The sequence below is a fragment of the Sphingobacteriales bacterium genome (assembly GCA_012517435.1).
GTDB lineage: Bacteria > Bacteroidota > Bacteroidia > CAILMK01 > JAAYUY01 > JAAYUY01.
Genome location: JAAYUY010000145.1, coordinates 1 through 7,996 on the forward strand (window position 1 = coordinate 1; position 7,996 = coordinate 7,996).

6 protein-coding genes are annotated in these 7,996 nt (G+C 39.5%); 1 reads left to right on the forward strand and 5 read right to left on the reverse strand.

Annotation, left to right across the window (positions count from 1 at the left end; genetic code table 11):
* From GX437_08220 to GX437_08230, 3 genes are all read right to left on the reverse strand, one after another.
* Positions 1–207: acyl carrier protein (locus GX437_08220; protein NLJ07638.1), on the reverse strand; the 207-nt coding region annotated here is incomplete at its 3' end.
* A gap of 33 nt (positions 208–240) precedes the next feature.
* On the reverse strand, positions 241–1,989 hold the full coding sequence (locus tag GX437_08225; protein ID NLJ07639.1) for a long-chain fatty acid--CoA ligase: 1,749 nt from the start codon (positions 1,987–1,989) through the stop codon (positions 241–243).
* Between the two features lie 14 nt (positions 1,990–2,003).
* Positions 2,004–4,652 carry a TonB-dependent receptor gene (locus GX437_08230; protein NLJ07640.1) on the reverse strand — a complete coding sequence of 883 codons (2,649 nt, stop codon included), beginning with the start codon at positions 4,650–4,652 and terminating at the stop codon, positions 2,004–2,006.
* A 160-nt stretch (positions 4,653–4,812) separates the two neighbouring features.
* On the opposite strand from GX437_08230, the gene GX437_08235 reads away from it, so the two are divergent.
* Positions 4,813–5,484 (forward strand): Crp/Fnr family transcriptional regulator, encoded by a 672-nt coding sequence (locus GX437_08235; GenBank protein ID NLJ07641.1) that lies wholly within the window; start codon positions 4,813–4,815, stop codon positions 5,482–5,484.
* Here GX437_08235 and GX437_08240 read toward each other — a convergent pair.
* Both GX437_08240 and GX437_08245 read right to left on the reverse strand, forming a co-directional pair.
* Positions 5,459–7,348 carry a tetratricopeptide repeat protein gene (locus tag GX437_08240; protein ID NLJ07642.1) on the reverse strand — a complete coding sequence of 630 codons (1,890 nt, stop codon included), beginning with the start codon at positions 7,346–7,348 and terminating at the stop codon, positions 5,459–5,461. The two genes, GX437_08235 and GX437_08240, sit on opposite strands and share 26 nt — an antisense overlap.
* 134 nt (positions 7,349–7,482) lie before the next feature.
* The coding region (locus GX437_08245) for a tetratricopeptide repeat protein (GenBank protein NLJ07643.1) at positions 7,483–7,996 on the reverse strand (514 nt) is incomplete at its 5' end.

Consider the following 7,996-nt stretch of genomic DNA (forward strand, 5'->3'; position numbering starts at 1 on the left):
ATCCTGCACAGTTTTCGATTTGCGCAGGTCTTCCGCATCAATGGCCACCCCATATTCAGTCTGAATTAAAGCTATGACAATCAGGGCGTTAATTGAATTCCAGCTAAAAGCTTCCCTGAAAAGGCTGTTAGGTTTAAGTACGCCTTTCGGCAAATCATCAAATTGTTCTTCCAAACGTTTAATAAATTCTTCTATGCTTTCTTTCATAATTTTATTTTTTGCAAAAGTAGGTGTTAAAAACTATTCATAAAATTGCTTTACCATTCCATCATATCGCTCAAGCAGATTGTTTCTTTTCAGTTTCATTGTGGGAGTCAGTTCTCCGGTTTGAACCGACCATGGATGGTCGAGTATGCTGAATTTTTTAATTTGCTCGGTTTCCCATGCATTCCGGTTGTATTCGTCAATGACTTTCTGAAACAAAGACCTGATTTCCAAATCATTCAAAACAATTTTCCAGTTAGTGGTTTCATATTTCCTTTCCTGACAATAGTTTTTAAGTTCATTAAAATCAGGAACAAGAATGGCAGAAAGGTAGTTTTTATCTTTACCAACCACGAGAGCATGGCTGATAAATCTGGACTTAACAAGCTGTTTTTCAATGTTTTCAGGAGAAATAAAATTCCCTGATGCGGTTTTAAAAACATGCTTTTTTCTTCCGGTGATTTTTAAATACTTCCCATCCATCCATTCGCCTAAATCCCCTGTGTGGAACCAACCATCCGGGTCAATAATTTCTGCCGTCAGTTCCGGATTTTTGTAATAACCTTTAATGATATAAGGGCTTCTGCAAAGTATTTCACCCTCTTCATCCAGCCTGACCTCCACATTTTTTTCCGGTACACCCACCGTTCCGATTTTTATGCCATATTGGAAGGAATTGACAGATATGGCATAGGTTTCCGTCATGCCATAAACTTCAAGCACCATGATGTCCATGGCAAAAAACAATCTGGCCAGATGTTCCGGTAAGGAAGCACCTCCTGCAGATATCCGGGTTACCTTTTCACCTAATACTTCTTTCCAGAACGGGAAAACTTTTTTCCGGTAATAGTTGTGCTTTAATCTGTAAATCAATGAACGATTTTCAGGATTATAATTAATGGCAAAATTCCAGGCATTCTGCCATATTCTTTTTCTTGAACCTGTTTGCTTTTCCGTCATGGATTGTATTTCCGCAGCTATTTTATCGAGCAATAAAGGCACACTCAAAAAAATCACCGGTTTGACTTCCTGCAGGTTTCCCACAACTGTATTCATGCTTTCTGCATAATAGACAATCATCCCCGCATGCTGATACATATAGTTATGAGCCGACTCATAGGAATGGCTTAACGGCAGATAACTGAGCGCCTTCTCCCCTTTTTTGAGAAAATATATTTCTGACATGCTTTTCATCATGCGGAGAATATTGCGGTGGCGAACCATTGCCCCTTTTGGTCTTCCCCCTGTCCCTGAGGTAAAATATATGCTCTGAATATCCTCCTCTCCTGTTTCTGAAATCCTGCGTTCAAGGACTTCATCCGGTACATCATTCCCTTCTTCCAAAAAGCGGTTTAACGATGGAATGTCCTCTGCATCTTCAATCAAAATGATTTTCCTGACCAAAGGTATGTTACTACAGATACGCCTGATTACCTGATACAGGATTTTATTAAAAACAAAAATCAAGCTGATATCTGTATGCTCAATTATGTAATGCAGGTCATCCTCGCTGTAAAAAGGACTGACAGGAACGTGAACAGCCCCTGCCATGTTGATCCCTGCATCGAGGACATTCCATTCAGGCCGGTTGTTGGTAAGGGTGGCGATGTGATCTCCTTTTACGACATCATTGGCTATTAAGGCTTTTGCCAGTTTTTTTGAAAGTTTGGCATATTCCCGGTAGGACACATACCGCCATTGACCTTCTTTTTTATGGGCAAAAGCAATTAAATCAGGATAAGTTTTTTCGGCCCTCAGAACAATATCAAAAGTCCTTTGACACATAAACCATTTATGAATTATAAATCGGTAAAGTTATAAGTGAGCGATGCAAATAAAAACCTGCCTATACCGGGAGCACCAAAGGCCTGATAATATTCCCGGCCAAGCAGATTAGTTCCGCCAATCCTGACAATCGTGTTGTATTTAACCAGATGATAATTCAACTGGACATCGAATGTTGAATAAGGTTGAAGGGTTCCGCTGGCAAAAACAGCTTCCCACTTAACCGAATCAACCCAATGGAAATTAGCAGTTAAACCAAAATTTTTAAAGAGATTTTTCCCTTCCAGCCCGATATTGAAACGATGTTTGGGTGTATTAAAGCCGGGAACAAGCGGATCGGTGGTTGCCAGATCCTTCATTTTGGCATAGGTATAATTAAAGTAAACATTGATTTTATTGTTTATTGCATAGTTCAAACCGATGGAAGACCCGAGTGTCTGAACATCTGATTTAGAATTGGCATAAATGGAATAGGTGTTGTATTTTCCATTTTTAAGGTCGGCTAATCCGGTTGAATCGCCTGCAATGCCTGTTTTGGGCTCAACTGCCCTGACACTGCCGATAAAACCATTGTACTTGTTCATATAAAAATTCCAGTCAATATATAATTTGTTGATTATCTGGCTTCTGTAACCAATTTCGAAAGTTTTTACCTGTTCAGGCTGAATGGGATCGAGCTGAATGGTTTCAAGGAGCGCAGGATTCCCTGTTTGCTTGAATGCCATCACTGACGACAGGGTATAAAGGTTATAATAGCCGGTAATATTTCCCTTGACGATGAAAGAACCTGTATTCAGTAAATAATACTGGTCGTTGAGTGTCGGGCTGCGGAATGCGGATTGAAGGCCAACACGGAAATAATGGCTTTTCAGCTTATAAACAACTGCAAAGCGTGGTGAAAGCTGTGCATTATAGTTTTTACTCTTATCTGCCCTTACCGAAGCAATCAGCTTCAGGTTGTCATTCAACAGATTTTTGGTTAACTGGGCAAATCCTCCGAAATCGAAAAATGAAATATTGACGCCATTGGTATCACTGAAAATCTTTCCGTTCGTGCGAGGTATCCAGTTACGGAAAACAAGGCCTGCATTAAGTTCTGCCCATTTCAGGTCTTTGGAATATCCGGCTTCGGCATGTTCAAAAATGGATAAGTCGGGGTAGCGTGAACCCTGAGGACGATCCGGATTGGTGATGATGGAATTCAGGACAGCATTAAATTTATCAGTACCTGGTTGCAGCCAGCCATTTGCCGAAGCAGCCAAAGCTGCCTGATGGGCAACCGGATACATCTGCGCATAGTTAAACGGCAAAGAATAATAATTTGTTTGCTGTTCGATGCTGCTGACAAAAGCATCAGCATAGGCACGGCTGACCGCTGGGAGGCCAGCCATACCTAAATTGATCCCGGTAAGTCCAAGGTCAAAACTCTTGTTTGAATTTTCGAAAGTCGCATAAGCTTTGAAAGTAAAATTGCGGTATCTTCCTTCTATTTTATGTTGCTGGTGAATAAAATCTTCCATCCTTGCCCTGTTGTTTCCCTGAAATACGCCACTTGATTGAGAAAACTTATAATTGTAGGATATTTCAGCATGTCCGTTAAAACGATAGGCCAGAAAGGCATTCACCTTCATACTTTCATTTTTTAATGAAACCATATCGCCCTCCATGTAGCCGGGGAGCATGAATGAAACCGGAGCCGGACGTGCACTGTCGTAAACCGATACATAGTTTTGAAAACCTGAGTCGGCTATCAGATTATAGATATTCTGCGGAGATGAAGGCATAATCCTGTAGCGGTTGTATTTCGGATCATCAGCCGGCCAGTCATCCCCGGAAAAGTATCCGGCAGTCAGTTTAAACCCGATCTGGTCTTTTTTACCATAGGTATCAGCAAAGCGAAGCTGTCCTTCCATATAATTTCTGCTTCCGCCCTTCAGCATCACAGTCAGTCCTTTATAATCATAGGGATTTTTTGTTGTCATCGACAAAACCCCCTGAAGGGCATTAGGACCATACATAGCAGAAGCCGGGCCTGAAATTAACTCAATGGAAGCCAGATCAATATCGGAAACGCCAAACATATTTCCGGGCGAAAAATTCAAGCCACTCGACTGATTATCCATGCCATCCACATATTGAACAACTCGGTAAGGCTGAGTAGAATTGAAACCACGTGTGTTGAAAGTGGCAAATCCCAGATTGTTCGTTACAATATCTACTTCTTTGATATTTCCAAGGCTATGATAAAAATTCCATCCAGGAAGGTTCTGAATGGTGGTCGCCTGAATCTTTTGAATAGAGGCAGGAGCCGAAATTACTTTCTCATTAACCCTTGAAGCACTGATGACTACTTCATCCCCAACCAGTGCCGAGCTTTCCAGATATACCTGCAGTTCTTTTCCATCCGGCTCAGCTTTTATTTCCTGAGTTTTAAAACCAAGAAAAGAAACCAGTAATACTACCTGCCTGTTATCACTGACATTAATTTTAAAATAACCGCTTTTGTCAGTAATCGTACCGCTCTGACTGCCCCTGATGAGCACAGAAGCTCCCTGCAAGGCTTCCTTTGTTTCTTTGTCATAAACCTTTCCCTGAATAATATGCTGAGCCTGCAAAAAACTGACACTCAGCAGCAGTAATGTGAATAAAGCTATTTTCCTCATAATTTACATTTTTTATGCCTACAAAATAACAAGTCATTCAAAAACAAAAAGTTAATGAGACTTATAAATGAAATCATACAATAAGATGATACTGAATAATAATTTTGTATGATTTGTATCATATTCATGACAAACACCTAACTTTGCAGAAAAAAACAACATGGAATTCAGAGCATTTCTGAAAAACACTTATCTGTTCGGGCATTTGCAGGATAATGAACTGGAAGAACTTGAACAGAACAGCACAGAAGTATTTTTTGCCAGAGGTGAAACCATTTATAAACAGGATAGTTTTGCCACCCATGCCCTCTATCTGCTGAAAGGTCATGCTTCAGTTTATACAGAAATACAAAATTACCAGCGTATTATAAAAATCATCAAGCCGGGTTGGTTTATCGGGCTTATGTCTGTTTTCAGCATGGAAAAGCATTTGTTTTCAGCCAGGGCAGTGGAAAACTGCGTGGTCAGAATGATAGACAAAACCACCTTATCATCGTTATTAAGCAGAAATTCCGAGTTTTCCTTAAAATTCATCAAGGAACTGAGCCTGCTGGGAAGCAGTCTGATTTATTACCTTGCCCTGCAAAATACCAAAAATGTCAGAGGCCGCATTGCCGAAATTCTGTTGCATTTATCCGAAAATATATTTAAAAGCCCGACATTTCCATTAATGTTTACGCGCAAAGAACTCGGTGCCATTGCCAATACATCGACAGAAACAGCTATCCGCATTATCAATGATTTTAAACGGGAAAAACTGATAGAAATCGAAAACAATGTTATTACAATTCTCAACATAGAATTGCTCAGAAAGGCAGTAATCCTTGGTTAGAACCCGATTTTCCCCTGGTTTCACTCATCTTTTTCAGTAAGGCCTCCAGCTTTTCTGTTTCACCACTTTCACGGTAAACATTAGCCAGATCCTGCATATAGGTTTTATTATGAGGCAGCAGTTTGATGGCAGTCAGATAATATTTTTCAGCCTCAGCAAAGTTTTTTTCCTTGAAACACATAAAGGCATAATTGCTGTAGGCATCGGCAAAATTGGGTTCTATTTCAATACTTTTCAGGAAATATTTCTTTGCTTTTTCAATATCGAGATAAAATTTATAATAGGCTTGTCCCAGGAGATTATAAGCCAGAAAATAATCCGGAAAAATATCAATGGCATGTTCAAGATGGGCAATACCATCCTGTAACATCTCCCTGGCCTGTGTCATCTTGCCCTGCTGATAAGCTCTCATCACTTCCTTAATCATCAGGTCACCGTACATAAAATTAGCACGTGCTGAGTTTTCGAGGTGCACAATATCGTGTTTAATAAGCGTATCGACACTTTTCCAGTCGTTGTTGCGGGCAATGGTTTTTACCATTCCTGCACCAATGAGTAAAAATGAAACCGCAAAAATCCTGAGAGCTGCATTTTTTTGCAAGGAAAGTTTTTCAGGTAATGTACGGGCAATAATAAATATCAGGCCAGTCAAAACTATTGAAAATCCGAGCGAAGGGGAATAAAGAAACCTGTCGGCAACAATGCCCATGACAATCTGAACAAGATTGGTGTACATCGAAATAGCGAAAAGGTAAATAAAGATACCAATTGAAATCCAGCTACGTTTTTTGAAATTTACCATTGCCAGATAAATCAACCCGATGTGAATAATGACAGAAAGCCATACGAGAGGGTGCCCCCAGTTGACCACAGGAATCATCCCGTATCCGTAATAAAAACGCAAGGGGAACGGAAGAAAGATCAGCTTCAGATAAAAAAGCAAAATATAAAAAGCGGTGGGTATCCTTTCAAAGAAACTCATGTATATCATCGGATTTTCAACCAGAAGCTTAGGCCGGATGCGGTGTGGCAGGTAAAGTTTGGGAAGAAACTTAACCATCAGAAAAGCTACTGCCAGTGCCACAACAATGTAAATCAGTTTTTTTCTGTTTACTCCGGGAATAAACCACAACACAAGGGGAATAATGGCCACAAAAGCAAGGGCAGAAATTTTGCTCAGCAAAGCAATGATAAAAACAAGGAATCCTCCTGCAAAATTCAGTAAATTTCCTTTGACAGACCATTTTCGCATCAGGTTCAAGGTAACCAGGCTTAGAAGAAAACTAAGCAGTTCATCTCTGTTTTTAAGGCTTGTAACAACTTCAGTATGAGTAGGATGAGCCAGAAACAACAGACACGCAATCAGCGGGAACAATGGATGGAGATGGCCAAATAATATCTGAAACAATCTGTAAATCAGCCAGATGGTGATAATATAAAGAAGAATATTGATGAAGTGGCTGATGTGAGGATTTTGTCCAAACAAGCCATATTCTATGGCAAAGGTGGCTTTAACAACAGGACGATAACCAAAACTGACGGTTTGCCCCTGCTGCATTTCATGTGAAGCATATAAACCAGTAATAATTTCCGGCAAGGCCTTAAATCCTTTTTTAACCTGCTGATTATTAGCTACATAAATATCATCAAGTGAATACTTATTGGGAATTGAATTGCCGTAAAAAAGAAATGCAATAAGGGTTATCAGAAAAAAAACCTTTGTTTTACTTTCGATGAGGCTCATGAAAAAACCCTTCGACTGAAGTGTTTTTTCTTCTTTTTTCAGGTGACTTTTCTGGTGATGACCGTTTTGATGATGATTATTTTCCGGTTTATTTTGATTTTTATGTTTTTGTTGGCTCATTTTGTAAAATCAGTTCAATAATCAGTTTGTTTTTACATGCTATAACATCAGAATTCTGATTTTATTATTTTCTTATTATTTTTTTGTGTGAAAAGACGGGCAATTGGTGTTGCTGGTTTATTCTGAAATAAAAATTATCTGACACGTGTCGTGTCTCCGGTTTCCTCGTATAATCTGTTCAGCTCTTCCTTAAACTGAGGATTATGGGGCTTGAGTTTTATGGCCAGCTGATAATATTTTTCTGCCTCTGAAAAGTTTTTCATTTTAAAGTAAACCCATGCCAGATTTCCAATGGCGGGAACATAGGACGGATTAATCTGAACAGCCTTTGAAAAATATTCAACCGCTTGCTGATGATTTTTATAAAATGAAAAATAGATAGACCCCAACATATTGTATGCCTGATAATAATCAGGATAAACCTGAAGAGCCTGCCGGTAATGTTCCTCCGCTTTTCTGACTTTTTCCCACGAACTGAAACCATTATTGTCCGTGGCATCTTTCATGGCTTCATTTTTAAGCATCCCTGCATAAATGTAATTTGCTCTTGCTGAATTCTTAAGGTAGTCAATATCATGAGCAACCAGACTTTCCTGAGTTTTCCATTGTACATTTCTACGGTTGGTGTAAATTACCGTTATCACAAAC

Bases quoted from the DNA above. Each gene is read 5' to 3' on its own strand.
- GX437_08225 (NLJ07639.1), bottom strand. From the start codon at position 1,989: ATGTGTCAAAGGACTTTTGATATTGTTCTGAGGGCCGAAAAAACTTAT.
- GX437_08230 (NLJ07640.1), bottom strand. From the start codon at position 4,652: ATGAGGAAAATAGCTTTATTCACATTACTGCTGCTGAGTGTCAGTTTT.
- GX437_08235 (NLJ07641.1), top strand. From the start codon at position 4,813: ATGGAATTCAGAGCATTTCTGAAAAACACTTATCTGTTCGGGCATTTG.
- GX437_08240 (NLJ07642.1), bottom strand. From the start codon at position 7,348: ATGAGCCAACAAAAACATAAAAATCAAAATAAACCGGAAAATAATCAT.